The organism is Falsiroseomonas sp., from assembly GCF_030695085.1.
In the GTDB taxonomy this organism is placed as follows: domain Bacteria; phylum Pseudomonadota; class Alphaproteobacteria; order Acetobacterales; family Acetobacteraceae; genus Falsiroseomonas.
Genome location: NZ_JAUYTS010000179.1, coordinates 1 through 1,382, shown reverse-complemented (window position 1 = coordinate 1,382; position 1,382 = coordinate 1). Strand labels below are relative to the sequence as shown.

At 72.9% G+C, this 1,382-nt stretch carries 2 protein-coding genes; both read left to right on the top strand.

Features of this window, described 5'->3' with window-relative positions:
• A partial coding sequence (locus tag Q8S40_RS19635) for a PDZ domain-containing protein (RefSeq protein ID WP_305671745.1) occupies positions 1-340 on the top strand: 340 nt, incomplete at its 5' end.
• The coding region (locus tag Q8S40_RS19630) for a secretin N-terminal domain-containing protein (protein WP_305671744.1) at positions 337-1,382 on the top strand (1,046 nt) is incomplete at its 3' end. The genes Q8S40_RS19635 and Q8S40_RS19630, both read left to right, overlap by 4 nt.

Here is a 1,382-nt window from a genome sequence, read left to right as displayed (position 1 = left end):
GACCGTGACGCCGGAGCCGGCCGCACCCGCGCTCGCGCCCACGGTGGCGACTGGCGTTCGCGTCGATCCCGCCCAGCTGATGGCCCAGGCCGCGCTGCGCCCCCGGATGCAGGGCCTGCGGGTCCACGGCTTCACCGTCTCCGCCACGGGCGACGGCGCGGCGCTGCAGGCCGCGGGCCTCCAGGCCGGCGACGTCATCCTGGCCGTCAACGGCCGGTCCCTCGACCGGCTTGACCGGATCACCGCCCTGCGCGGCGAACTCGCGACCGCCGACAGCGCCGAAATCCGCTTCGAACGCGGCGGCGCGGTCCAGACCACCACCATAAGGACAGGCCGTTGAAGCGATCGAACCGCACCGTCATCGGCGCCGTCCTGGCGGCTGTTCTGGCCGTCCAGGGCCCGCTGGCGGCCAGTCCTGTTCTGGCCCAGTCGGGGCAGACGCTGAACGTGCAGGGCGCGGACATCCGCGCCTTCATCCAGGACGTGGCCCGGTCGACCGGCCGCACCTTCATTGTCGATCCGGCGGTGACCGGCACGGTGACCGTGACCAGCGACCGTCCGCTGAGCCGGGCCCAGCTGTTCGAGGTCTTCCTCTCGACCCTGCGCGCCAACGGTCTGGTGGTGACGCCGACGTCGTCCGGCGCCTATCGCATCAGCCCGGCCCAGGGCGCCGCCCAGGGCCCGGCCACGGTCGGCAATGAGCGCTTCTCGACGGAAGTTTTCCAGTTGCGCCACATCGACGCGACCTCGGCCGCGGAGACCATCCGGCCGCTGGCGGGCGCCCAGGGACAGGTGTTGGCCAATCCGGGCGCCAACAGCGTGGTGGTGGCCGATTTCTCCGACAATCTGGTCCGCATCCGCGGCCTGATCGCCCGCATCGACGTCGACCGTACCGGGTTCGAGGTGATCACCCTGCGAAACTCTTCCGCGCGGGAGATCGCCGGGGTGCTGCAGACGGTGCTGGCGCCGCCGGGCGGCCAGCCGGGGCAGGGCATGGTGTCGGTCACGCCGGTGGACAGCTCCAACTCGCTTGTGCTGCGCGGCGATCCGTCGGCCCTGGCGCGGATCCGGCCCCTGATCGAGGATCTCGACCGACGCGCCGAGTCGGCTGACGACGTCCAGGTGGTCTTCCTGCAGCACGCCAATGCCGAGGCCCTGCTGCCCGTGCTGCAGCAGATTGTCGGCCAGCCGGTCACCGCCGCCAGCGCCAACGCGGCGCCCCCGGGCGCGCGAGGCGGGTCGGGCGGCGATGCGGCCGTTGCGCCCGCCGGCGCCGTGGCGGTTGCGCCCTTGCCCTGCCAGCGCGCCACGATCGCGCGCTTTCCCGGGGCCAACGCCCTGTTCATCTGGGCCGCAGCCGACACCCAGCGCATGCTGGCCGA